Raw genomic sequence first — 24,826 nt, 5'->3', positions numbered from 1 at the left:
TAGATGTCTTTGCAAACACTATTTTATCAGAAAGCTATGAATCTTTTTTAGTTGCACTTAGATCATAAATTCAAGACACAAAAAATACCTCGGAGGAAAGAGGATGGCTCTTACTGTCATACAAAAATATATGATAGAAACTGAAAAGACAGACACAGTTTGCACCCGCAAACCATGTCTGTCTTTTCTATTACTCAATTTCTTTATTTATAATTTTTTCCAAGAATATTTCAATACGTTTTACCGCTTCTTTAATATTCTGTAAGGAGTTAGAATAGGCTACGCGAACGAACCCTTCTCCGCAGTCGCCAAAGGCATTCCCAGGCACCACGGCAATACGTTGATCATAGAGTAGTTTTTCACAAAACTCTTCCGATGTCATGCCCGTACTGGTAATAGATGGGAACACATAAAATGCCCCTTCTGGCTCGAATGTGTGCAGCCCCATACGATTAAAAGCACTTACCAATAGCCGACGGCGCATATCGTATTCCTCACGCATGTATTGAATGTCTTTATCTCCATTTTTTAATGCTTCTATAGCTGCATATTGAGACATTGATGGAGCACTCATAATACCGTATTGATGCATCTTCGTCATCTGCGCAATAATCGGTGCTGGACCAGTGGCAAACCCAAGGCGCCAACCCGTCATGGCATAGGCTTTAGAAAATCCATTGATTAAAATAGTACGCTCCTGCATACCTGGAATAGATGCAATCGTTACATGTGGTTCATCACCATAGGTAAGTTCACTGTATAACTCATCGGAGAGTACAAACAAATCATGTTTAATAACGACTTCCGCAATGGCTTCCAAATGTTCACGACGTAATACTGCCCCTGTTGGATTATTAGGGAATGGTAAGACTAATAGCTTCGTTCTCTCGTTTACTGCCGCTTCAATCGCCTCTGGAGTCAAACGAAACTCATCCTCTTCCTTCGTTACAATCTGTACTGGTTTGGCGTTACACAACTCCGCCAATGGTGTATAACACACAAAGCTTGGTACGGGAATCAATACTTCATCCCCTGGATTGAGTAAGGTACGACATGTTAAATCAATGGCTTCCGATCCACCTACAGTGACAATTACTTCCGTTGCCGGATCATAGGACACATGATACTTCCGTTCTAACCATTTAGAAATTTCTTCCCGTAGTTCCATAAAACCACGGTTTGGAGAATACCAGGTTTTCCCCTTTTCTAATGTGGTAATGCCTTCTTCACGAATGTGGTAGGGCGTAGCAAAATCTGGTTCACCAATACTGAGGGAAATGACATTATCTAATTCGTTAGCAATTTCAAAAAAACGACGAATCCCCGATGGCTTTACAGCTTTGATTTCAGTATTTAAATAGTTGTCATAATTAATCATCGAATACATTTCTCCGATCTTCACGAACTCCACCCGTGTGGAACACAATATTGTTATCTTTATAACGTGTTAAGATAAAGTTTGTTGTCGTGGACAACACCGAATCCAATGTAGATAGGCGACGAGATACGAATAATGCAATATCACGCATGCTCGCCCCTTCCACGATAACCGTCAAATCATAGCTACCAGACATAAGGTATACACCTTCTACTTCTGGAAATTCCATAATTCGTTCTGCCACTTTATCAAAACCTTGATCTGGAGCAGGAGTCACACCTAATTGGATAAGAGCTGTAGACTTATTTTGGTCTACTTGTTCCCAATCAATGACTGCTTGGTACCGTTTAATAATGCCAGACTCCTCGAAGGCTTGAATACGACTTGCCACATGCGCTTCTTCACTGTTAAGCATAATGGCGAGATCTGCAGCCGACATGGAGGCGTCCTCATCTAATAAACGTAATAAACGATGATCCAATGTGTCTAATTGTACTGTCATAAGGGAGACTCCTTTCTTATGATTCACATCTATGTCTTATAAAGTATCGCATTGTACATCTATTCTCAATGCTTATCTTTTTATTATAGTCAGTTTCTCTGAAAGTAGCAATACATTCTATAACACTCATACAAAATAAACATCAAAATTAAAAGAATAGTGATACGCCGAGTTATACTGTACTATGTTTTCAATTTACAGCTATTCCGTATCTAGCTAAATTCTCACAATATGGATATGTACACTCTAAAAATTTTTTATACCCTCTTCATAGACTATCTTCCTATGTATAATTGACAGATAAATTGACATAGTACGTCTATATGTGCCTTGAAGGCCCATGATTTCCAATAATTATCTTTCATTATATTGTTAACTTAGTAAAGTTCTATAGAAAATATTTATATAACCTTTACAAGGTTCACAATTAGGTATATTCTATAGAACGTATTACAAAAGGAGGAGTTATCCATGAATGCCCAATCGTTACAAAATCAAGAAGAAACATTATTTAATTCTGGGTTTATCAGTATTACTATCATTAACTTTATTGTCTTTTTAGTCTACTACTGCTTTGTGGTCATCACAGCAAGCTATGCTACAAAAGAACTACATTCTACAGTTGCCGAGGCAGGCTTTGCTACCGGTATTTATATTATAGGCACTTTATTTGCTCGCCTTATCATGGGACAGCGCTTAGAGCTCATCGGCCGTAAAGAAGTACTTCGGTATGGCGCTATCTTTTATTTTCTCACTACCCTTGCTTATCTTATCGCCAAAGATATTTTAATCTTGGATGCCGTACGTTTCTTAAATGGATTTGCCTATGGTACCGTATCCACCGCTGCCAATGCAGTGGTCACTGCTTACATTCCTAAATCAAAAGATGGTGAAGGCATCAATTATTATGGTCTTAGCACTAGCTTGGCCGCCGCTATTGGACCTTTCATCGGCATGATTTTATTGCCTGCCGTAGGTTTCACTTGGATTATTTATCTTGCCGTCCTATTATCTATAGGTGTTGCCATCGCATGTTTGCGATTCCCTGTACAAAATTTAAGCTTATCCTCTACAGAAGCGGCCTCCATGAAATCTTGGTCTCTTAAAAACTTTATTGAACCACGCGTAGCTTTCATCTCCTTTCTCGGTTTCCTAATGGGCCTTGCTTACTCTAGTGTACTAGGATTTCTTTCTATCTTCACCCATGAAATCGGTCTCATTACAGCAGGAGCCTTCTTCTTTGTTGTCTATGCCCTTGTGATTACTGTGACTCGCCCTATTGCAGGTCGTATCTTTGATGAACGCGGGGAAAATGCTGTTATGTACCCTAGCTATGTATGTTTAACTATTGGACTTTTACTCATCGCTTATAGTTCAAATGCAGCGTTACTACTCATCGCTGGTGCCTTTGTCGGCTTAGGCTATGGTACTTTCATGTCGAATGGTCAAGCGGTTTGTTTGAAAGCCGTAGAACCTGCCAAAATTGGAGTAGCTCTTTCCACCTATTTCATCGGTTTAGATCTTGGTTTAGGAGTAGGACCTTATACATTAGGTATCTTGCATGGATTACTATCCTACAGCGGTATCTACATCGTATCTGCCATCATCCCAGTCATCGTATTGGTACTCTATGCCATCTATTATCGTCCAGTGAAAGAACAAGCTATCTACGAAGAAGAGATTTCACAACATCAATAAGTATATACACATAAAAATTGCCATATACCGATATGCTATAACATACATATGCATATCGGTATATGGCACTTTTATATTATTCTTTTTTTACAAATATACGAATTTTATTCGTCCTATCGATCAAATTAGTGTCACTGCAATAAAACTTAAAAGTATCATAGCCAATATATCTGTCTATAAGAAGGAGGTTCGTCTCACTATAGATTATCGCTCCTAACTCATCATAACAGTTTACGATAAACTCTAAATTACAATTAAATTTGCCATTCATGATTTCAAGAAGAACACAGAAGGATTGCTCACCTTCTTTATCGACATCTTGTATACCATAAGACTGTACATCGATTTGAAAAAACTGAAATGTTCTTTCGTTAATTTCAATAGCCTTATATAATCGATCAACATCAGTAACCATATTCATAGTCCCTCCCTAAGCACACTCATTGTATGATACTTACATTATAATCCATTTAGACATAAAAAAATAGACCAACCGAAGTTGGTCTAAGTGGTGCCGAGGACCGGAATCGAACCGGTACGGTTATCTCTAACCGACGGATTTTAAGTCCGTTGCGTCTGCCTGTTCCGCCACCCCGGCATGGGTGGAATATTGTGGAGGCGGCACCCAGAATCGAACTGGGGAATAAAGGTTTTGCAGACCTCTGCCTTACCGCTTGGCTATGCCGCCAAAAAAGTGGAGCGGAAAACGAGATTCGAACTCGCGACCCCCGCCTTGGCAAGGCGGTGCTCTACCGCTGAGCTATTTCCGCAAATGGTGCCTCAGGGCAGAATCGAACTGCCGACACACGGATTTTCAGTCCGTTGCTCTACCGACTGAGCTACCGAGGCAAGTAGTGGCGACCCCGATCGGATTTGAACCGACGATCTTCGCCGTGACAGGGCGACATGTTAACCGCTACACCACGGGGCCAATTGACTACTTTGTTAGTATACCCTATTTCATATTTCTCGTCAACACTTTTTTATATTTTTTTATAAATATTTTGTATTTCTTTGATATCTTGTCTAACACTCGAACAATCCACTACGTCATATCATTATTCTAAGTATCTTTTCTTTTACTCATGTACTATCAAGTACGGATTGGTTGCTAATTCATGCTCTAATGTAGTGCTCGATCCATGACCTGGATATACCACATAGGATGGATAGAAACTTTTTATTCTTTTTAATGTCTCTTTCATGACCACCGGATCACCATTATAGGTATTCACCTTCCCTACGGTTCCCTTAAATAATGTATCTCCTGTAAACAAAATATATTTATATCCAACAAACACACTACCTGCACTATGTCCAGGCACTTCCCATATACTCAAAGAAAAGGTTCCTATTTGTAAAGGTCCCTCTTCCAACGCAATGTATGGCGACGTAAACCGTTCTTTATACCCCGATGGCATACGCCGTTTGACTAGTAATAGTTCTTCATCCTTAGGATGCATGTATACAGGGATATGATACGCCTCTACTAAGGCATCCACAGCACAAATATGGTCTGCATGACCATGGGTCAATACAATACCTACCGGCACCACGTCCTGTAATTCTTTCATAATACGTAGACCGTGAAATCCTGGATCAATAATAAGGGCGTATCCATTTTCTTTCAGAATATAGCAATTTGTCTTATACAAGCCTTGAGGAGTTCTTATGATGTCCATCGAATCGTCTATAGCCTTTTTCTTTCTTTGTAAAATATCCACGCCAAAAACCTGGATGCAATAACACTAATAAAGTAAACAACTCTAAGCGCCCTAATAACATATCAATAATACAAACTATCTTTGCAAGGGGTGCCAAAACTGTAAAACTTTCTGTAGGCCCTAGTGATCCAAATGCAAGGCCTACATTTCCTAAACTACCTGCAACTAATGGCAGCACATCTGACAAGGGTAATCCTGTAGAAGAGATAATCACCGAAGAAAGACCAAAAATTAGCATATACAAAAAAAAGAACTGTTGTGTAATTTGTAACCATTTATTAGGCAATACATAGCCATTTAATCGTACTAGCTGTACCATATCAGGGTGGATAGCTTTTCGTAGATAGAGAATGCTACTTTTCGCCAAGATAATAATCCGAATAATTTTAAGTCCCCCAGCAGTCGATCCACTACAACCACCAAAGAACATCCCCATAAACAATACCATTTGTCCTAAACTAGGCCATAGATTATAGTCAGCAATAGCAAATCCAGTCCCAGTCTGTATGGAAACAAGCGTAAAAATCGCATTTCGCAAATGCTCAATTTTAGCATCTCCAGCTTCCCATATTAATGCAAATAATACTAAACTTGATCCAATTGCTAGAGTAATGAGATAAATTCTGTATTCAAAATCTCGCCAAATCTCTTTAATACCTCGTTGCCAGACAGATTGATAGACTGCAAAATTTCCACCCGCCAATATCATAAATACTACTAATATGATGCAGACCAAATAGGAATCAGCATATCTAAATGTACTGCCAGTAATTGGGGACAATCCACCTGTAGCTACCGTAGCAAAGGTAAAATTAAGTGCTTCAAATAAACCGATGCCACTTAGCCATAATAGAAAAGTACAAGTAAATGTAAATCCCAAATAAATTCTCAGCAAGTTTCCTGCCATAGATTGGATTCTTGGTAATACAAAGCCAGGTCTTGGTACAGAAGCCTCTGCTTCAACTAAAGGAGCTACTCCAGTCCCTAAATTACGCAAGAATGCTAACACTAAGACAATCATCCCCATACCACCAATCCAATTGGTAAGCCCCCTCCACAAAATAAAGGCTCTTGGTAAAGCACTTACATCATCAATCATGCTTGCCCCGGTAGTCGTTATACCTGACACAGACTCAAATAAAGCATCTACAAATTGCTCAAGTACTCCACTAAAATAAAAGGGCAACGCCGAGAATATAGACGCTAAGATCCAAGTTGCACTGACTACAAGAAATCCATCTCGTACACTATATACATTAGTAGCTGTACCATAATAATATAATAGAAACCCTACTCCTCCTGCTATACATGATGTAATAAGAAAAGAGTAGTAAAAAACCCCTTCATCTAATATACCAAAGAAAAAGGGAACCATAATGAAGGAAGCTAATATAAGCATCACTTGTCCAACAACTCGCATAATATTTTGAATGCGCATGATTCCTTCTCCTTTCAAAATTTTTATATCATTTATTAATATATGCTAATAAAGCATTAATATTTTCTGGCAATGTAAAGATAACTATATGATCTCCTTCCAGGAGCAATGTATCCCCTTTAGGAACAATGGTTTGATGCTCTCTAACAATAGCCCCCACTAATGATTTTCCAGGCAACTTTAAGTCTTTTAAATGTTTATTTAACAATGATGTTTTTTCTGTAACTTCTATTTCCACAGCTTCAGCTTTAGATCCTTCGAAGGTAAAAATATTAATGAGATTTTCATCTTCTCGAATTAACCGTAAAATTTGTCCCGATGTTAATAATCTCGGTGAAAATGCTACGTCAATACCCACCTGCTCCATCAAAGTAATATATTCTAATCGCCCTACACGAACAAATGCTTTAGGTACCCCCATATGTTTCGCTAAGAGTGCCACTAGTAAGTTTAGTTTGTCATCATCTGTCAAACAAATGATAACATCATTATCACTAATTTCTTCCGCTTCCAATAGGTCGATATCTGTGCCGTCTCCATGAATAACAATGGACCGATCTACCATGGCTGCCAATTGTTCACAACGATCAATATTCTTTTCGATGACTTTCACATCGTATCCATCTCGTTCTAAGAGAACTGTTAGATTACGACCAATGAGGCCTGCCCCTATAATCACCACACGTTGTGTAGGACGTGTTGTTTCATGGAGCCAAGATTCCACCTCATCAATACTATCGGTGGCACCTAAAAAGAATACATTATCCATATATTCTAAGGTGCTGTCACCATGAGGAATAATCATTTCTCCACCACGTAGAATCCCTACTACAAGCACATTCGGTGGTAAGGTTAAAGAGCGTAAAGGAATCCCCATGATGTCGTGATTGTTTCGTATTTTAAACTCCACTAACCGCACGGCACCACTAGCAAAATCTTCTACATCCAGTGCAGCTGGGGTCTTTAATATTTTGTAAATTTCTTGGGCTGTTACCATTTCTGGATTGATGAAAAGATCAATCCCTAATCGCTCACGAATCACCGCATTCGTACCATGTTCATATTCCGTGTCACGGACCCTTGCAATGGTCTTAGGAATCCCTGCGGCTTTACCTAGCATACATGCTAGCATGTTGACCTCGTCAGAGTCTGTCACAGCAATGAGCATCCCCATATCTTCTACGCCAATTTCTTGTAACAGGGAAATGCTGCTGCCATTACCTTGTACCAAGTTCACATCCAAATTATTTTCTAAATTTTTAATGCGATCTCCATTTTTTTCAATGACATACACATCATGTTGGTCTTGCGCCAATCGTTGTGCCAAGGAGTAGCCTACTTTACCAGCACCTACTACCACAATTTTCATGACATATCCCCCTATTTTGGTTCCTCTACCGTTGCAGATTGTTCATCTGCATCTAGCAAAGCACGTTGTCCTGCCTCAGTTAAGAGAGTCCAACCATCTTCTTGGATGATAAAACCGGCTTTCATTAAATGACCTAAAGCCCGTTTGAAAGCTGCTTTACTAATATTGAATTTATCTTTTATGATAGGTGCTGATGTGCCATCACCATAAGGCATACGTCCATGACGACTGCCTAAGTAGGTCATAATTTGGGCTCCATCCGAAGCGAGTGCCTCTTCTTTCACTGGGCGCATAGAAATATTGATACGTCCATCATCCCGTTTAAACGTGATGCGACCTTCAATGAGTTCCCCCACCTTTAGTTGTCTTGTCATTTCACTACGATGCATGAAAGCAATCCATCGTTCAGGAGTAATCAAGAACGCCCCTTCACTAGTCATGTTGTAAATGGCACCTTTCACCATGCCACCACTCTTAGCCTCTGTAGCCGGTTTTGAAGCACGGCGCATGGCATCATCCACATCCATGGACACCGCTAAACGACCTGATTTATCACTATAAAGACGAACCCAAACTTTTTCACCATTTTGAGGGCGCCCACGCATTTCTGCATGAGGCATGAAAATCCCCCGTTCTGTTCCGACCTCTACGAAACAACCAAAGTTTGTTGTATTGATAACCTCTACATAACCGATTTGGCCTTCTTTCATGGCTGGTAAACGCATACTCGCCGTTAAACGACCCTTTGGATCTTTGTAGAGAAATACTGTCACTTCCTCACCAATCGCAACGGAACTAGTTTGTTGGTCTTTATGCAATAAAATGTCATCATTCGTGTTGCCTGTCTGACCATCTAAAAAAGAGCCTTGATCACTTTGACGCAATACTTTGAGGGTGACAATGGTATTTTCTGATAAGCTACTAGCCATATTAGACTCCTTCAAAGGATTCTCTCGGTGCATCCTTCCACAATTCTTCTAGTCCATAGAAATGACGGTATTCACCTGTAAATACATGGGCGATTACATCACCAAAGTCTAGCAAAATCCAATCGCCTTCGCGATAGCCTTCACGATGTAAGACAGTCATGCCTTGTTCTGCCCCAGCATCTTCAATAGCATCTACCACACTTTGTGCATGTTTTACATTGTTCGCTGTGACTACTAAGAAATAATCCCCTAACATCGTAAGACCTTCCATATCCATAATGGAAATATCCTCGCCTTTTTTATCATACCCAGCTTGTGCTAATACCTTTACGGTTCCTAAAATATCTTGTTTCTGTTTCATTCTAACTCCTTATCTTGTTGTGGGGCTTCCTGGCTCTGTTTTCTCCTTGGTGCCCTCTGTTTCACTGTCCTTTGGTTGCTTTCCATTATCTTTAGAAGAATCCTTGGATCCATCTTTTGGAGAATCGCCAATCACCGGAATCACTTCTGCATCGCTCGGAATATCCCCTACGGTTATCCCCACTAATTGTTGTAATTCCACTGGCTCTACATTCCAATAGTCCACATGGTCAATCGTTTCTGGTGAACCTGGTAAAATGTACCAACGCACTTTATCTTTCGGGAATTCAATCACTTTTGTCACAAAACGAACTCCATCCCAAGTGCTCACATTAGTACTAATATGGCTCCATTGTCGCCATACTCGAAAAGCAGTCCCTAAGCTAACGTGATTACGTTCATGTTCCAACATAGATTTCAACAATCGCTCTTGATGCATGGTCCTTCCCAATGTATCCCCTGGATCATTGATAAACCGCATATACCCATAGGCTGTATCACTAGTCAAATCTTGGTACCCTTGATGAATATTGATATCTACTTCACCAGATGCTGCATCTCGATGTACCATCGATTGCTCTACATATAAACTAGGAGCACCAAAAATGTTCATCATAGAGTGGAAACTATCTTGATCCACTACCGCATAATAAGGGATGACGATATGGAACATATCTTCCACGACTGCCTTCGTTAATTCAATTCCACCTTGTGCATAGATATCATTAATTCGTTGCGGGGCCTCATTATGACGATTAATAATTTTACTATTACTTGGGATACCAATAATCTGCATAGTTTTGGCATCTAAATTGAAAGCCACTACATACAGCGCATCTGCTTGTTGTGGTTGACTTTTATCGACACCTACAACTAGCATATAAGATGTCTTAATTGACCCCATATCGATAGGCGTTGTATTTGTCACAACCGGCAACGGATGCGATTCTTGTCCAATAGTAGGCTGTGATACGGAACTTACCGCACTGCGTATCCCCCACACTATCAATCCTATCATGACTACGAGGAGGATAAGGGCCCCTATAATTCGTCCCCAACGCAGTCCATTTTTACGTGGTTTGCGTCGTATCTTTTGCTCCATTTATACATCCGACCTTTCTAACAACACACTATTTCTACCTCGAATCGTATCCACATGTATGCTCAACCCTTGATCTAGCAAATGACGTATTGTTCCATCGTAGGCGCGAATAACAGCAGCATTCAAATCTTGAAATGCTAACGCCCGTAGTTCTTCTACACCAGGAAAATCACGATTTGGCTCAATATAATCTGCTAGAAAAATAATCTTATCCAATACACTCATATGGATACTACCTAATGTATGAACACGAATGGCCTCACAAATTGATTCATCATGGATATGTAGTATTAGCTTCGCATAGGCAGCACCTGCTGGTCCATGCAATAGCGCTCCATTCTTCAGCATCTCGGAATCCACCGGTATCTGTGCCTCCCTCACCAATGATTGCATCTCTTGTAAGGGACTTTCTTTCATAGCATCATGCAATAGTCCCGCCACTTCTGCTTGCTGTACAGACGCCCCATAGTGGCTCGCTAATCGTTTTGCCATATCCACCACACCTAGTGTGTGGGCAAATCGTTTTGATGAAAGCCGACCTTTCACAATATGTTGTAATCTTTCTATTGTCATTGTATCCTTCACTAACATATACCTTTCTATGGGGTATCACAAAATTAACTCTATCTCTTTCGATAGTAAGTTTACGTATTATATATCTTATGTTCCTTAATATATTGGTACACGGCTCTCGGCAACATATATCGAGTAGATAAGCCATGGCGCAATCGATAACGCAATTCCGTGGCAGACAGCTTCATTTCTGGCACTTCTAATATATGAATACGACCGCCTCGTTGAGTAAGCCATTCGATGCTTTCACCAATGTCGTTTGTAGCACCAGGACGAATAGCCCCGATGAACTCGCACATATCTAACAATTCCTCTATGTATTTCCAATTTGGTAAATTCTGAATCGTATCTGTGCCAGCAATGAAGAAAAATTCCGTAGATGGTCCATACACATCATGAAAATACCGCAATGTATCAATAGTATACGACTTTCCTTCTCGTTGCATCTCTACATCAGAAACTACAAAATTCGGATTATCCAAAACCGCGGCACGCACCATTTCTAAGCGATATTTCGCTTCAATTACATCTGTTTCTTTATGCGGTGGTTCCTTTGCGGCCACAAAAATAACTCGATTTAAATCAAACGCTTCTGACGCCATTTCGGCAATCATTAAATGTCCTAAATGCACAGGATTAAAGGTCCCCCCTAATATGCCAATTCTCTTTTTCTTATCTGCCATGTAACCACGCCCCTATACACACTAGAGATACCATACTTAGTATGGCTAATACGATGCCGTAAGACTTCCATTCATAAGCCCCTTTTGAAGACTTCATATACTGAAAGTAAGCTTTTACATACTCAAGTTTCATCGTACCTGTCCATGACCAAAGACGAAATATTTATAACTTGTCAACGCATCTAATCCCATAGGTCCACGAGCATGTAACTTCTGCGTGCTAATTCCAATTTCTGCCCCTAAACCAAATTCAAAACCATCTGTAAATCGTGTCGATGCATTTACATATACTGTAGACGCATCTACTAAATTCATAAACTGTTCTGCCTGAGTTGGGTCTTCTGTAATGATCATTTCAGAATGTTTCGTGCCAAATGTATTGATATGGTCAATAGCATCATCAATGGAAGCTACCACTTTGAAATTCACAATATAATCATTATATTCTGTAGACCAATTGTCCTCTGTAGCAATTTTCACCTGAGAAGATAAGCTTTGCACCTTATCATCTCCATAGATGGTAACACCTTTTTCTTTTAGCATAGACACAATTTTTGGACCTAAATCATGTAATCTCGCTTCATGTAACAGAATAGTTTCCATCGCATTACATACCGATGGTCGTGACAGTTTTGCATTTTCCAATACCTGTAATGCCATCATTTCATCAGCAGAGGCATCTACATAGCCATGGACAACACCACTCCCTGTTTCTATAACAGGAATTTTACTGTTATTCACAACAAATTGAATCAATCCTGCTCCACCACGTGGAATCATCACATCAATCCATTTGCGTTGTGCTAACAATTCGCCTACAGCCTCACGTTCTAGAATAGATACTAATTGAACTAGTTCCTTAGGGGCTCCACAACGTTCTAAAGAACTTTGCATAATTTGTACCATCGCCTCACTAGTATGGTATGCCTCTTTTCCACCACGGAGAATGATAGCATTGCCTGTTTTTATAGCTAAGGCTGCTGCATCCACTGTTACATTTGGGCGTGCTTCATAGATCATACCGATCACACCAATAGGAATTTGTCGCTTTTCGATACGCAAACCATTCTCTAACGTCCTAGTTTCTAATACTGTACCAATAGGATCTCGTAAGTTAGCTACCTGACGAACACCTTCACAAATGCCTTCGATACGTTCTTTCGTCAATCGAAGACGGTCCATCATCACGGAAGGAACTCCATTCTCTTTGGCTTGAGAACAATCAATACTATTCGCTTCCAAAATTGTAGGGATTGCCGTTTCCAAATCACAAGCAATCTGTTCCAAGATGTGATTTTTATCTTCTGTACTCAGTACTTGTCCGGCCATAGAGGCTGACCGTGCTGCTTTACCTAAACTTTCAAAATATGCAGTATATGGATTCATAATTTACTCCTGTCGTAAGACAACTAAGTTATCTCGATGCACCACTACATGATAGGTATCACGAACGCCTAGAATACTAGGGATGTCCTGCGATTTATGACCTTTAATCTTAAGCAAATCGGATACATTAAAGTTCACAATACCACGAGCGATTTCCTCTCCATCATGAACAACAGAAATCGTATCTCCTTCTTCAAATTGTCCTTCACCAGATAGAATGCCTACTGGTAAAATACTAGATCCATTGGTAAGCAATGCATCACGGCATCCTTTATCTACATGAATGGTACCTTGTAAACGTGTACCAAATGCCATCCAACGTTTCTTGATTTGCGGCACATCTCTATGCGGCCAGAAATGGGTGCCTCGTTCTTCTCCATTCATGATAGCTTTAATACTATCTGAATGATCCCCAGAGGCAATGACCATATGAACACCGGAATTCGTTGCAATATGAGCCGCTTGAATTTTCGTATACATACCACCTGTCCCCAATGAAGACCCAGCACCCCCGGAAATTTCATAAATGTACGGTGTAAGAGCCTCTACTTCATGAATTAAGGTAGCTGTTGGATCCGTCGATGGGTTCGCTGTATATAAACCCTCGATATCCGAAAGGATAATCAATGCATCTGCATCGATAATGCTAGCAATGTTAGCAGATAATGTATCATTATCTCCGATTTTGAATTCATCGATAGCCACCACGTCATTTTCATTGATAATAGGAATAACCCCTAAGCCGATGAGTGCGGTCAATGTATTTCTTAGATTCAGATAATGACTACGTTTCACCGTATCTTCTCGGGTCACAAGAATTTGTCCCACCGTATGTCCATATTCAGCGAATAACTTCTCATACATATGCAACAAAATCCCTTGTCCCACAGAGGCAGCGGCTTGTTTTAACGCAATATCATCGGGTCTTGAAGTGAACCCCAATGAGGGAAGACCGGCGGCAGTAGCCCCAGAAGAAACTAAAATCATTTCTTTTCCTGCATTGGCTAAATTACAAATTTGGCGGACTAACACTTCCATTTTATCAATGTTAATGCGTCCATTTGCATGGGTTAGTGAACTTGTTCCTACTTTAACAATCACTCGTTTCGCCTGTCGTAATTCTTCTCTCATCGCTTCACCTCATACGGATTGATTATCTTGGCAACTCAATTTTTGGATCTTTTGCTTTTTTATACAATACACCATTATGTCCAATGATTTGTACTAATTCTGCTCCTAACATATCTGCTAAGTGAGGCAAAATTTCTTTTGGGTCCTCCAAGCAGTTGTTTAACACTTTTACTTTGATTAATTCACGTTTTGTAATAGCAGCTCGTGCACTGTCGATAACAGGATCTTCCAATCCCCCTTTACCAATCATCACCACTGCCGGCATAGTACTTGCTAAAGCACGTAAATATCGTTTTTGTTTACCTGTCATTCTATCTCCTAATCATGGAATGTAAATCGTTGGTCACCAATGACTACTTCATCGCCATCTTGGATACCACGTTTTTTCAATTCCGCATCTAAATCCATATAACGCCAAATCTTTTGGAATCTTCGCAATGCTTGTTCATCATCAAGATTTGTCATAGCCACCAATTTTTCAATACGAGAACCACTAATAATATAGGATGCATCATCGCCACGAGTAATGACAAAGTCTGTATCTGGTTTTGCTTCGTAATATACAGTATCATCTACTACTTCTGGCTCTGGCACGTAATTTTCCACATAGTACCACGCACGTTCTACTAATGCTGGCAAGCCTTCTCCAGTTAATGCATTCACCGCAAATACTTCGTAATCTTGATCAGCGAAGTATTTTGTCACTCTTGGCAATGTTTCTTCATCTTGTAACAAGTCTGTTTTATTTAATACGATTAATTGTTTTTTCTTGCTCAATTTTTCGCTATATTTTGCCAGCTCTTCATTAATTTTATGAAAATCCTCAATAGGGTCACGACCTTCTAATCCAGATACATCTAACACGTGTAATAGAATATTACTACGTTCTACGTGGCGCAAGAAGGAATGGCCTAAACCAATGCCTTCACTAGCCCCTTCAATCAAACCTGGAATATCTGCCATAACGAAGCTTTTACCCGGCGCTACAGAGACTACCCCTAATACAGGAGTTAATGTCGTAAAGTGGTACGCAGCCACTTCTGGTTTTGCAGAAGACACTTTGCGGATGATAGAGGATTTACCCACGCTTGGGTACCCCAATAATCCCACATCAGCTAACACTTTTAATTCAAGATTTAACCAACGTTCTTCACCTGGTTCCCCTTTTTCAGCGAAAGTTGGTACACGGTTAGCACTTGTTTGAAAGCGCGCGTTACCACGGCCACCTCGACCACCTTTGGCAACCATGTAAGTTTGTCCATCTTCCACTAAGTCTGCCATTAATTTACCGGACTCTTCATCAGTTACCGTTGTCCCCAAAGGAACAGAAACAATTAAATTTTCAGCACCACGACCATGCTTGTTGGCACTCTGTCCTGCACCGCCTGTATCGCCTTTAAATTGACGTTTATATCTAAAATCAACCAGTGTATTGATATTTCTGTCAGCTTTTAAAATGATGTCAGCACCTTTACCGCCATCGCCACCATTCGGTCCCCCTTGTGGCACATATTTTTCTCGACGGAAACTACTCATCCCGTTACCGCCATCTCCCGCTTTCACTAATATACGGGCACGATCTATAAACATATTTTTTTCCTCTAGCCCTATAGATAGAGCGGCCGAAGCCGCTATATCATAGAGTTTTTACAATTTCAATAGCACGTTCCATTTGTACATCCTCTTCAGGATTTGTCTTGGACGGCTCCACAACTTCATCTGGTTCAATACCAATACCATCGATAACTCTATCATTTGGTGTATGATAGCGCGCGATAGTAATCTTTAAACCTTCTCCGTCAAGGCCTTGTACTACGCTCTGCACAGTACCTTTGCCATAACTTTTGGTACCTACAATGGTACCCGATTTTGTATCCTGCACAGCACCAGCAATAATTTCTGAGGCACTTGCAGAATTACCATTAATCAACACAACTAATGGGATAAGAGGATACTCTCCTCTAGACATATAGGCTGTCGTTTTACCTCGTCTCGTTTGTACCGTCACAATCGGGCCTTTCGGCACTAAATATTGTCCAATACCATGAGCCGTCGTTATTAAGCCACCCGGATTATCACGTAAGTCTAAGACTAACCGTTTCATCCCTTTAGATTGAAGGTCCTCATAGGCTTTCGTAAATTCATCTACTGTTTTTTCCGCAAATTGGGTAACACGAATATAACCAATATCTTCGGTTAGCATTTGCCCTTTTACCGTAGGCATCACAATCGTTTTCCGTTCAATAGATAGCTCTTGTTCTTCCCCATTGCGAAGAATCCGAAGTACTACAAAAGTCCCTTCTTCACCTCGAATGCGATTTGCTACGTCTTCTTTTTCAATATCAGACACAGGTGTGCCATCAATAGCAAGAATTTGATCTCCTTTTTGAAGCCCTGCCGCTTCCGCTGGTTGTCCTTCCATCGTAGCGCCTACTTTCAGAGTTTTTCCATCGGAAAAATCTAGTAATAGGCCAATCCCACTATAAGTAGAAGACGTGTGCATTTCTAGCTCTTTCATATCATCTTTATCTAAATAGACAGTATGTTTATCATGGGTACCTTTGGCTAAGCCTTTCAGCATATTCACAAAGAGTTCTTCTTTGGCTGGAGGATCCATGGCCCATTGGGTCGTGATGTAATAGGTATATCCAAATTTGGCAATCCCTAAAGGCGACCCCGAAATATACCAGAATACACCAGTCATAACCACAAGAACCGTAAGAATACACCCAATGACTCCCACCACCGCAGTTTTTAAGATTGACTTCCAGCTAAATGCTTCGTCATCGTCAAAACCGTCATGTTTCTCATCAGTGATGAAGAAAAATTCTTTAACCTGTTTCCAGATGGTTTGTTTTTCTTTTTCTTTCATAGTCTCCTCTATAAGTATCCCATTGGATCTGTTGGTTCCCCATTAATACGCACTTCAAAGTGAAGATGTGGACCTGTAGAACCTCCGGTATTACCAGAATAGGAAACAACTTGACCTTTTGATACAGTTTGGCCTGGGCTTACCGCTACCTCACTATTATGAGCATACAAGGTGGACATACCATTTCCATGGTCAATGATAACAGTATATCCATAACCGCTAACCCAACCAGCTTCTACGACAACGCCACCATCCGCTGCATGCACAGGTGTACCTTCATCCACACCAAAGTCAGTGCCCGCATGTAAACGACGTGTGCCATAAATCGGGTGAATACGCCAACCAAAGTCAGACGTAATAGGCGCCACCACAGGGGCTGCTAATTGACCAGATCCTTGTACCCATGTAGCACCACCGCCACCACCGCCTTGGCTTGCAGCCGCTGCTGCCGCCGCACGTTCTGCAGCCCGTTGTTGTAGCATCGCAGTAATGCTTGCGGAAGACGCCATTAACTCATTATACGCACGCTCAGCCGTATCTCGGTCATTCATAGCCCGTTCTAACACAGCTTGACGTTCTGCTTTTTTCTGATTAATTACGTTTTGCTTTTCTTGCGCTACTTTTTCTAGTTCTAATACTTTAGCACGATCTTCTTCTAATTTAGCTTTTTTGCTAGCAATTTCTTCTCGCTCCGTTTTAATCGTGTTGATCAAATCCATATCGGATTGTAGAATGCGTTTCAACATTTCCATACGGTTTGCAAAGTCGCTAAAATCTTTTGATCCCACCACTACATCTAAATAGCTTAAACGACCATTGATATAGATATCTCGTACTCGTTTATAGAATACTTTTTCACGAGACTGCAAGCGGGCTTGTGCTTCTTTCAATTCAGCTTCTGTTTTTGTAATATCTTTATCTAATTGAATCCGCTCTGCCTGCACTTGTTTTAATTCTGCTGTAGCAGTATCTAAATCACGTTGTATAGCATGTAACTGTTCATATACGGTACCAATCGTTTTTTCAGCTTCTGACTTTTTATTCGCTTCATTTGTTATTTGTTGTTGAATATTTGACAACTGATTCGTTAAGTCTTCATCTTGTGCTTGATACCAATACGGTGTAGCCATCATGATAGAACCGCATAGTAAACTAGTTACTAGTGTTACAGTTTTTTTCTTCATCATTCCTACACTTTCATATATTGTTTTAACGAAATAGTACTACCAATAGCACCTACTAATATACCTACACCTACTAAGCCAGCTGATAATTGATAGATGAATGGCATCATTGGTACTAATGGCATAAAAGCAAAGTTGGAAATCACTTCCATCGTAATATAGCGATAGAATTGCCATGTCGCAGCACCTGCAATAGCGCCACCAATAGCGCCTAAGAACATACCTTCCAATACGAAAGGCCAACGGATAAACCAGTTCGTAGCCCCTACATACTTCATAATTCCAATTTCTTTTCGACGTGCGAACACAGTCAATCGAATCGTGTTAGAAATAATAAATAAGGTAGCCCCCGCTAAGAAAGCAATTAACACAATGCCGCCGATACGGATAATTTTTGTGACTTCAAAAATTTGCTCAATCACGTCTTGCCCATAATGAGCGCTTTCTACTTCTGGATATTTAGACACCAGTTCCGCTGTACTTTTCACTTGGTCTGGTGTATTGAAAGTCAACACATAGGACGTTGGCAATGGATTATGTCCATCTAAGGATTCTACCAATTGCTGTTGTTCTCCTAAACGCTCTTTAAAGCGTTTCATAGCTTCATCTTTTGTGACAAATTCAATTTCTTTCAACTCTGGCAAGGCCTTTAATTTTTTGCCTAATTCCATCACTTGCGGTGTTGTTAAATTGTCCTTCAAATAGATACTAATTTGCACTTGGCTCTCTAAATGGGATGCCAAATTGTTAAGATTTACAACGCCACAGGCAAACACGCCCAAGATAAACAACGACAATGTGACCGTGGAAATGGATGCCAAGGACATCAATCCATTGCGGCGCATGGATTTGATGGCTTCTTTAATATAATACTTAAACGTTCTAATTTTCATGGAATGCGGCCCCTCTCATTTGATCACTCACAACTCGACCGCCTTCTAAGGCAATCACTCGTTTGTTTAGATAGGACACCATATCCATATCATGTGTTACCATTACTACAGTTGTACCAGAGTTGTTGATGGCTTTGAAAAGATCAGAAATATCGCGGCTTGTTTGTGGATCCAAGTTACCTGTTGGTTCGTCCGCAATGAGCACCAATGGCTTATTCACAATGGCTCTAGCAATAGCAACACGTTGTTGTTCCCCACCACTTAGGTCTTGTGGCAAATCATTGGCTTTGTCGCTCAATCCGACCAGTTCTAAAACATTTAAAACTTTCTCTCTAATCACTTTCGGTTTTTCCTCGATAACTTCTAAGGCGAAAGCAATATTTTCAAACACTGTTTTTGATGGTAATAATCGGAAATCTTGGAATACAATACCTAACTTTCTACGTAAGTACGGTACTTTACTAGATTTGATACGTGTTACATCAACATCATTCACAATAACCGTTCCAGAATCTGGTGTGACTTCATGTGAAAGTAACTTGATAAATGTTGATTTACCTGCTCCAGAATGCCCACAGACTAATACGAATTCTCCTTTTTCAATATGAATCGATACATCCTCTAAAGCAACAGACCCATTGTCGTATACTTTATGGACATTTCTAAATTCTATCATTCTATCATTCCCTTCCTATTTTCGTGCTATACCTCGTTTAGTAGCTGCTACAATATCAGCTGCTGTTAATCCATATTTTGCCATCAATTCTTTCGGTGTACCAGATTCACCAAAGGTATCTTTCACACCGACAAATTCCATTGGCACTGGGTATTCTTTCACCACAACTTCTGCCACAGCACTACCTAAACCACCAATCACATTATGTTCTTCTGCTGTGATCAATAGGCCTGTCTCTTTCGCTGCCTTTACGATCGCCTCTGCATCGATAGGTTTAATGGATGCCATATTGATAACACGTACAGAAATACCTTCTACTTCTAATGCAGCTGCTGTTTCTACTGCAGGTCCTACTAAGGCTCCACAAGCAATAATGGTAGCATCCTTACCATCACGTAATTGTTGAGATTTACCCGGTACAAATGTATAGCCTTCTGGTGTCACATCTTCTACACCAGCACGGCCTAAACGTACATACACAGGGCCATGATACTCCGCTGCCCAGGTAATAACAGCTTCTGTTTCTGCTGCATCTGCTGGTACTACAACAGTCATATTAGGCAATGTACGCATACAAGAAATATCTTCTAAACTTTGGTGTGTCGCACCGTCTTCGCCGACAGTGATACCTGCGTGAGTAGCACATACTTTTACATTTAATTTTGGATAGCACACAGCGTTACGCACTTGTTCAAATGCACGACCGGTAGCAAACATAGCAAAAGAAGACACAAATGGCACTTTTCCCGCTGCTGCTAAACCAGCGCCTACAGAAATTAAGTTCTGCTCTGCAATCCCTACATTAAAGAATCGTTCAGGATATACTTTTTTAAATTCATCAGTTTTTGTAGATTTTGATAAATCTGCATCTAATACAACAACATCTTTATGAGTGGCACCCACTTTAACTAAGGCTGTACCATATGCTTCACGAGTCGCTTTTCCCATGATTACACCTCCAACAATTCCGCTACAAATTTTTCACATTCCTCTTGTGATGGCGCCTTACCATGCCAGCCGGCTTGGCCTTCCATAGCTTGTACACCTTTCCCTTTGACAGTATTCATAATCACCATAGTCGGTTTATCTGTAGTTGCTTTTGCTTCTGTTACTGCTGCATGTAAGGCATCTAAGTCATGACCATCTACCACGATTACATGCCAACCAAAGGCTTTAAATTTTTCATCAATTGGCAATGGACTCATAACTTTTGTGATGTCACCATCGATTTGTAACCCATTAAAATCTACAAAGGCTGTTAAGTTGGACAATTTGTAATGTGCTGCAAACATCGCAGCTTCCCATACTTGTCCTTCTTCTAATTCGCCGTCACCTAGTACGGAGTACACACGGTAGGAGGATCCATCAATCTTACCTGCCAATGCCATACCACAGGCTGCAGAAATGCCTTGTCCCAAGGAACCCGTAGACATATCTACACCTGGAATATATTTCATGTCTGGATGACCTTGTAAGATATGGTCAATTTTGCGCAAGTTTAGTAATTCTTCTGTTGGAAAGAATCCTTTTTCTGCTAACGTAGCATACAGAGCTGGTGCAGCATGTCCTTTGGATAAGACAAAACGATCGCGGTTTGGATCTTTCGGCTCATTTGGATTTACATTCATTTCTTGAAAGTACAACAAGCTCATCACATCAGCAATGGATAAAGATCCACCTGGATGACCAGATTTTGCTGCTGTTACAGATTTCACGATGTTTACACGAATCGCTTTTGCTTTTTCTTGTATCAATTGTTTTTGTTCAAGTGTTAACATACTATACCCTCCCGTGTTATACACAATTCTAAGGTAAATTATTTATCATGCAGCATGCCAATGGCAATGCGGGCATTCTCTAATGCATTTCTTCGTAGTTCATGGATATTTTCTAACACAGTTTCCGTGAAAGTATTTCGTTTCAACGATTCTACTGTATGTGTCACAATAGGTTCTACCGTTAATGTATGTAAATCACCTACCGGCACTTCTCCAATCATATGAAGAAAGTTTAAAATTTTAGGGTCATAGGAGATCCCTAAGCAAGGAGTTTCCATTAACGCACTAAATACTAATGCATGGAGTCGTACACCTATCATGACATCCACGGAACCACTAAGCGCCAATAACTCAGTAGTGCTATACGAATCAGCTAGGACCGTGGACTTTGATTTCATCTGTTTAGCTATGGTTTCTGCTTCCATCGTATCTTCCCGATGTTGCATGGGAATGAATACGATCTGGGCATCCTTAGCGGTCTGAATCTGGTCGAGAGCTTTTGCCAATGTTCGTTGATACTCTGTGCAATCTTTCCAAGCACGTACGGACACCCCCACAATCGGTCGGTCAGAATCAACTTCATAGGATGCCAATATATCACGGCCCACCGCAGTATCCACTGGATGCATGCCCAGCACCGCATCAGCAGTTACTGTAATTGGTACATTATGAATCCCCAGTGAAAGCAATTCCTCTTTTGAAGCGTGATCTCGTACGGTAATCATAGATACTTGATTCAATACACGTCCCACCGTGGCCCGAGCCAAAGATTTACGCAAAGGTCCAATGCCTTGGGCATAAATCATCACTCGTTTTCCCAAGGTATTCGCTAAAGCGATAATACTCAAGTAGTAATACAAACTGCGCGCGCTTGTTACATCTTGCAACAAACTACCGCCACCACTGATGAGCATATCGCAAGAATGTATCGCTTGATATATCTTCCACATATCAAATCGACCAATGGCTTTCACCTTGTGGGTGCTCGTAGTTTCCGCAGGATTACCCGAAATGACTGTAATTTCAGCTTGTGGTTCTCTCTCCAGTAATGCTTGCAAAATAGAACTCAATAGCGCTTCATCTCCGGCATTACCAAATCCATAATAACCGGAAATGAGTATCTTACACATGGCTTTCACCTCGTCCTTGGAACCAACGAATGCCATAACCGATGAAACGAACCGCCATAATCGCTAGTAAACCGATGACAATACCTAATAGCAATCCATCGTAACCACGAGCAATGGACATATACACTGGCGTACGCAAGTGACAGAATGTTTCTACCATGGAGGCAATACCAATGACCGCCCCTACGGATAAGGCAAAATGCAATACCATTGGAATGCGTCGTCCCACAGCATAGGCAGCAAGCATAAATGCTGGATGACCAATTAAAAATTCTTTTTCACGAGGGCGAGCATACATGGTATTTTCTAAAAATCTACGTAAAGCCAGTTCCCAAGACGGTACTGGTACGCCTGCCGTATGACCACTACGTCCTACAAAGACATAGGCTACCACAGCCAAAGCACCTAGGATTAATAAGCTATATACTTTAATATCTATTTGTACAAATTCTGTAATGAAAGATTTCACATCTTTCACAGAAGAAATAGTTCTGCCTTTCCAAATTGGAAACCGTTGTAAATAGGCGATAGCAGTCAGTACTACTGGCGCCACAAAGGTTAATTTCACGCCATGGAATAAAGCAAATTCCATAAAGAACTGTGTGCTACCTAACATGGCAGCAATACTAATGCCACCAACGGCAGCAATCAAAGCCGCCACCACAAGATATACTACAGATTCTATAGTGCTTCTCCACGGGGATAAGCCTACATGGTTACGTTTCGACCAACAATCAAAGATCATCGTCATAGCTAGTACTGGTGCTGATATAGCTGCTACCAATGCCCAAGCCGACATAATTTTTGTACCTGTAGTCATCACATAGATACCAATAGAAAGGATGGACCCCACAGCAAATAGGCCCAGTAAATATGGTTTTCGTATACGTATAAACTGACCCAATGTGAGTGTCGCTAAGCTAATTACACCTGTCATCGTTAATACTCGTAACAAAGTGTTCGGCGTATATACTGGATAGACTGAGGCTTGCCCTGTGGTAAAGCCACGAGCTTGTAATTTATCTGTCACTTGTTTCGCTACAAACAATGTCGTTTCTAAGGCGGTTCTATTATCTACACCTTGTTCATATAATGGGAACAAATTGTAGCGGATATTTCGTTCAATGTCGCTAATGTAGAACCATTGTACCAATTCGCCTGGTGTAAGTTTACGTACTTCTTCTTTCGATACAGTATACAATCTGCCTACTTTATAGTGATTGGCATTAGCCATTTCTAGGAATCCAGCTTGTGGGAAATATTGTAATTGGTTCACTGCTTCAATACCAACTACAGGGATATGACGTGCTTCTAATTGTTCTAAAGTACGATCCACATGCAATGGATATCCCAAAGCTTCTTTCCCTACAAAGACCATACCCGTTACATTAGGGACACCCTCGATTCGTTGAAATACATGATCTACATCTTCCACGGTAACGCCTTTATAGTTTGTAGGGCGCACAATGACATGGAATCCGAGGTTCGCCACTTCTTGAGCTTGTAACTTGGAAATTCCCAAATTCATATCTTTCATCGAATCACTTGGTAAGGCTAATCCTAACATAGGGCCCAACGATGTTTGCAATACTGTGACTTTATCCTTACCTAGGCGGCGTAATAAATCTTCTTGCACCTCTTGAAAGTAAGCTTCTTTACCCGGAATCACGCCCACATATGTCATGCCTGGCTGGGTACCTTCCACTTGTAGCTGCTGTAAGTCATCGGAGCTATACATATGAATATGACCTGCATCTTTTTCTTTTTGCAGTGTTCTATCATAAATTGCTAAGGCTGTAATGCCAGATTCTTTAGCCGCTGCTACAGCCTCCTGTAAGGAGCGTTTCTCATAGGCATTAGCACGAAGGAGCCCATCATAATCAATGATATTTTCAATTTGCTCCTGCTGCGCCTCAATATGATGACGTTCTTTCACCAATAGGAGTCCACTCACAATGCCTACACCTAGAAAGGCTAATAAAATCCACGTGTAAATAGATATTGTCTTTAGTTTCATAAG

At 40.7% G+C, this 24,826-nt stretch carries 25 protein-coding genes and 5 tRNA genes; 1 reads left to right on the top strand and 29 read right to left on the bottom strand.

All coding sequences use genetic code 11. The features are described 5' to 3' along the window. Positions 1 to 190 precede the first annotated feature (190 nt). Positions 191 to 1,402: an aminotransferase class I/II-fold pyridoxal phosphate-dependent enzyme gene (locus EO118_RS03790; protein ID WP_240626929.1), complete on the bottom strand. Its 1,212-nt coding sequence runs from the start codon at positions 1,400 to 1,402 to the stop codon at positions 191 to 193. Continuing rightward, positions 1,371 to 1,880: an Lrp/AsnC family transcriptional regulator gene (locus EO118_RS03785; RefSeq protein ID WP_127068702.1), complete on the bottom strand. Its 510-nt coding sequence runs from the start codon at positions 1,878 to 1,880 to the stop codon at positions 1,371 to 1,373. The genes EO118_RS03790 and EO118_RS03785 overlap by 32 nt, the downstream gene beginning before the upstream one ends. A 471-nt stretch (positions 1,881 to 2,351) precedes the next feature. Between EO118_RS03785 and EO118_RS03780 the strand changes: the two genes are divergently transcribed. Beyond that, entirely contained in the window at positions 2,352 to 3,578 is a 1,227-nt protein-coding gene (locus tag EO118_RS03780) for an MFS transporter (protein ID WP_127068701.1), read from the top strand. A 76-nt stretch (positions 3,579 to 3,654) separates the two neighbouring features. Here the strand turns inward: EO118_RS03780 and EO118_RS03775 are convergent, their stop codons facing one another. From EO118_RS03775 to EO118_RS03650, 27 genes are all read right to left on the bottom strand, one after another. Then, complete coding sequence (locus EO118_RS03775) at positions 3,655 to 3,999, bottom strand: hypothetical protein (protein ID WP_127068700.1); 345 nt, start codon at positions 3,997 to 3,999, stop codon at positions 3,655 to 3,657. A gap of 88 nt (positions 4,000 to 4,087) precedes the next feature. Then, a tRNA-Leu gene (locus tag EO118_RS03770) sits at positions 4,088 to 4,176 on the bottom strand. A gap of 15 nt (positions 4,177 to 4,191) precedes the next feature. After that, positions 4,192 to 4,266 (bottom strand) — tRNA-Cys (locus tag EO118_RS03765). 7 nt (positions 4,267 to 4,273) lie between these two features. Further along, positions 4,274 to 4,348 (bottom strand) — tRNA-Gly (locus tag EO118_RS03760). A gap of 3 nt (positions 4,349 to 4,351) precedes the next feature. After that, positions 4,352 to 4,427: transfer RNA gene (locus EO118_RS03755), tRNA-Phe, on the bottom strand. Positions 4,428 to 4,433: 6 nt separating this feature from the next. After that, positions 4,434 to 4,509, bottom strand: a tRNA-Asp gene (locus EO118_RS03750). A gap of 148 nt (positions 4,510 to 4,657) precedes the next feature. Next, positions 4,658 to 5,260, bottom strand: a complete 603-nt coding sequence (locus tag EO118_RS03745; protein WP_127068699.1) for an MBL fold metallo-hydrolase — start codon at positions 5,258 to 5,260, stop codon at positions 4,658 to 4,660. After that, the gene (locus tag EO118_RS03740) at positions 5,226 to 6,740 is read right to left on the bottom strand and encodes a TrkH family potassium uptake protein (RefSeq protein WP_127068698.1); all 1,515 of its coding nucleotides are present in this window, start codon (positions 6,738 to 6,740) and stop codon (positions 5,226 to 5,228) included. The genes EO118_RS03745 and EO118_RS03740 overlap by 35 nt, the downstream gene beginning before the upstream one ends. A gap of 28 nt (positions 6,741 to 6,768) precedes the next feature. After that, positions 6,769 to 8,109 carry a Trk system potassium transporter TrkA gene (gene trkA / locus EO118_RS03735; RefSeq protein WP_127068697.1) on the bottom strand — a complete coding sequence of 447 codons (1,341 nt, stop codon included), beginning with the start codon at positions 8,107 to 8,109 and terminating at the stop codon, positions 6,769 to 6,771. 11 nt (positions 8,110 to 8,120) lie between these two features. After that, positions 8,121 to 9,038 carry a S1 RNA-binding domain-containing protein gene (locus EO118_RS03730; protein ID WP_127068696.1) on the bottom strand — a complete coding sequence of 306 codons (918 nt, stop codon included), beginning with the start codon at positions 9,036 to 9,038 and terminating at the stop codon, positions 8,121 to 8,123. Between the two features lies 1 nt (position 9,039). Further along, complete coding sequence (rsfS, locus tag EO118_RS03725; protein ID WP_127068695.1) at positions 9,040 to 9,399, bottom strand: ribosome silencing factor; 360 nt, start codon at positions 9,397 to 9,399, stop codon at positions 9,040 to 9,042. A 9-nt stretch (positions 9,400 to 9,408) separates the two neighbouring features. Continuing rightward, on the bottom strand, positions 9,409 to 10,500 hold the full coding sequence (locus EO118_RS03720) for an LCP family protein (RefSeq protein WP_127068694.1): 1,092 nt from the start codon (positions 10,498 to 10,500) through the stop codon (positions 9,409 to 9,411). Next, positions 10,501 to 11,073: a bis(5'-nucleosyl)-tetraphosphatase (symmetrical) YqeK gene (gene yqeK / locus EO118_RS03715; protein WP_127068693.1), complete on the bottom strand. Its 573-nt coding sequence runs from the start codon at positions 11,071 to 11,073 to the stop codon at positions 10,501 to 10,503. A gap of 71 nt (positions 11,074 to 11,144) precedes the next feature. After that, entirely contained in the window at positions 11,145 to 11,756 is a 612-nt protein-coding gene (gene nadD / locus EO118_RS03710; RefSeq protein ID WP_127068692.1) for a nicotinate-nucleotide adenylyltransferase, read from the bottom strand. Then, positions 11,746 to 11,889: a hypothetical protein gene (locus tag EO118_RS08605; RefSeq protein WP_164723888.1), complete on the bottom strand. Its 144-nt coding sequence runs from the start codon at positions 11,887 to 11,889 to the stop codon at positions 11,746 to 11,748. Before EO118_RS08605 ends, nadD begins: the two co-directional genes overlap by 11 nt. Next, positions 11,886 to 13,142: a glutamate-5-semialdehyde dehydrogenase gene (locus tag EO118_RS03705; RefSeq protein ID WP_127068691.1), complete on the bottom strand. Its 1,257-nt coding sequence runs from the start codon at positions 13,140 to 13,142 to the stop codon at positions 11,886 to 11,888. Before EO118_RS03705 ends, EO118_RS08605 begins: the two co-directional genes overlap by 4 nt. Before the next feature lie 3 nt (positions 13,143 to 13,145). Beyond that, positions 13,146 to 14,273 carry a glutamate 5-kinase gene (proB, locus tag EO118_RS03700; RefSeq protein ID WP_127068690.1) on the bottom strand — a complete coding sequence of 376 codons (1,128 nt, stop codon included), beginning with the start codon at positions 14,271 to 14,273 and terminating at the stop codon, positions 13,146 to 13,148. A gap of 22 nt (positions 14,274 to 14,295) precedes the next feature. Then, positions 14,296 to 14,583, bottom strand: a complete 288-nt coding sequence (gene yhbY / locus EO118_RS03695; protein ID WP_126939868.1) for a ribosome assembly RNA-binding protein YhbY — start codon at positions 14,581 to 14,583, stop codon at positions 14,296 to 14,298. An 8-nt stretch (positions 14,584 to 14,591) separates the two neighbouring features. Then, a complete protein-coding gene (obgE, locus tag EO118_RS03690; RefSeq protein ID WP_127068689.1) occupies positions 14,592 to 15,863 on the bottom strand; it encodes a GTPase ObgE in 1,272 nt (423 codons plus the stop codon). A gap of 46 nt (positions 15,864 to 15,909) precedes the next feature. Beyond that, on the bottom strand, positions 15,910 to 17,145 hold the full coding sequence (locus EO118_RS03685; RefSeq protein ID WP_240626928.1) for a S41 family peptidase: 1,236 nt from the start codon (positions 17,143 to 17,145) through the stop codon (positions 15,910 to 15,912). Positions 17,146 to 17,153: 8 nt separating this feature from the next. Then, entirely contained in the window at positions 17,154 to 18,332 is a 1,179-nt protein-coding gene (locus tag EO118_RS03680) for a murein hydrolase activator EnvC (RefSeq protein WP_370447246.1), read from the bottom strand. A gap of 2 nt (positions 18,333 to 18,334) precedes the next feature. Then, complete coding sequence (gene ftsX / locus EO118_RS03675) at positions 18,335 to 19,222, bottom strand: permease-like cell division protein FtsX (protein ID WP_127068688.1); 888 nt, start codon at positions 19,220 to 19,222, stop codon at positions 18,335 to 18,337. Continuing rightward, positions 19,212 to 19,898 (bottom strand): cell division ATP-binding protein FtsE, encoded by a 687-nt coding sequence (gene ftsE, locus EO118_RS03670; RefSeq protein WP_127068687.1) that lies wholly within the window; start codon positions 19,896 to 19,898, stop codon positions 19,212 to 19,214. Before ftsE ends, ftsX begins: the two co-directional genes overlap by 11 nt. A gap of 15 nt (positions 19,899 to 19,913) precedes the next feature. Next, the gene (locus EO118_RS03665) at positions 19,914 to 20,846 is read right to left on the bottom strand and encodes a transketolase family protein (protein ID WP_127068686.1); all 933 of its coding nucleotides are present in this window, start codon (positions 20,844 to 20,846) and stop codon (positions 19,914 to 19,916) included. Between the two features lie 2 nt (positions 20,847 to 20,848). After that, positions 20,849 to 21,676, bottom strand: a complete 828-nt coding sequence (locus EO118_RS03660; RefSeq protein ID WP_127068685.1) for a transketolase — start codon at positions 21,674 to 21,676, stop codon at positions 20,849 to 20,851. A 38-nt stretch (positions 21,677 to 21,714) separates the two neighbouring features. Next, complete coding sequence (gene csaB, locus EO118_RS03655) at positions 21,715 to 22,806, bottom strand: polysaccharide pyruvyl transferase CsaB (RefSeq protein ID WP_127068684.1); 1,092 nt, start codon at positions 22,804 to 22,806, stop codon at positions 21,715 to 21,717. Further along, positions 22,799 to 24,823, bottom strand: coding sequence for a DUF5693 family protein (locus EO118_RS03650; protein WP_127068683.1), 2,025 nt, complete (start codon positions 24,821 to 24,823; stop codon positions 22,799 to 22,801). Before EO118_RS03650 ends, csaB begins: the two co-directional genes overlap by 8 nt. Between the last annotated feature and the right edge of the window lie 3 nt (positions 24,824 to 24,826).

It is taken from the genome of Veillonella sp. 3891 (assembly GCF_003992315.1).
Lineage (GTDB): Bacteria > Bacillota > Negativicutes > Veillonellales > Veillonellaceae > F0422.
This window is presented reverse-complemented; position numbering and strand designations above follow the sequence as displayed.